The following is a 1075-nucleotide window of genomic DNA, read 5'->3' as shown; positions in this document are numbered from 1 at the left end:
GCCGCTATGAACTTGCTTGATTGCCTTGATCATCTCAGAAATATGGCTGTTCTTCGAAACATATGCCGAAGCACCCGATTCTAAAACGTGGCTTGGGTAAGGATCATCAATACAAGCTGTTACAACTACGACTTTTGTTTGCTCATTTTGACGCTTTAGCCTTCGTGTTGCCTCTAGCCCACCAATGCCGGGCATTTTGAGGTCCATCAAGACAACGTCAGGGGAATGTTCGCGCGCTTTGCTTAAAGCATCTTCACCAGAAGATGCTTCACCGACTACCTCAATCGCACCGTCATCAAGCAACATACGCGCAATACCTGCACGAATCAGATCATGATCATCAACGACTAAGACTTTTATCAAAATAAATCACCCGCGAAAGCAACTAGAATTGTTAGACAATGAACGCGGAGATTATACAGCAATGCTTGTTAGTTTTGGTGACGAATTCAAGGTTTTCATCTTAAACCCCTGAGAATCAAGCCATTGAGAAGCTTCAAATTCACTCAAGCATACCGACGTTGCATAGGGGTGCTTAACCTTGAATATTTCTTCGAACTGATAGAGCAAGTGACTTCGGTTATTGCTACTAAATACAACAGCAATAGCCTTCATTCCTTTAATATAAGACCAAGCATTAAGCGCCTTTAGTGTTTCGATTTGAAACGACTCGGATAGAAGCATATCCATGCCCTTCAAGTTGATCACACAAGCCCACTCTCGGGTAAAATAGCGGTGAACCAAGCGTTTGTAACTAGCGACATAGTCTAAGGTATTCCCCTCATTCCATGTTCCAAGCATATCGATCGTCAAGATATCGTGCTTTGCATCGATCACAAAATTGGTTGTCTCTACGCGGCTCCCGCCTTCAGCGCTAGAACTCGGAGATGAGATAAAAGTAGACATGGCATTTCTCAACATTCAATTACAATTTACACAGCACTTAACAAAAGTGTATGTCATCACAGCAATATAGCGAGCTTTACCAACAAAAAAACATAAATAAATTTAAGTTAGACATAAAATCACTAATTTTAGAAGTACTTCACTAACTCCAACTCTAAATAATCTTCGT

General features: G+C 41.2%; 2 protein-coding genes. Both read right to left on the bottom strand.

Annotated features, from left to right (window positions below; all coding sequences use genetic code 11):
• On the bottom strand, positions 1-363 hold a 363-nt coding region (locus A3729_RS23975; protein ID WP_156498102.1), incomplete at its 3' end, for a response regulator.
• Positions 364-414: 51 nt separating this feature from the next.
• Positions 415-906, bottom strand: a complete 492-nt coding sequence (locus A3729_RS23970) for a hypothetical protein (RefSeq protein WP_068633771.1) — start codon at positions 904-906, stop codon at positions 415-417.
• Positions 907-1075 lie beyond the last annotated feature (169 nt).

This window comes from Oleiphilus sp. HI0043 (assembly GCF_001634935.1).
The sequence above is the reverse complement of the archived record's forward strand: the minus strand, read 5'-3'. Positions and strand labels throughout refer to the sequence as shown.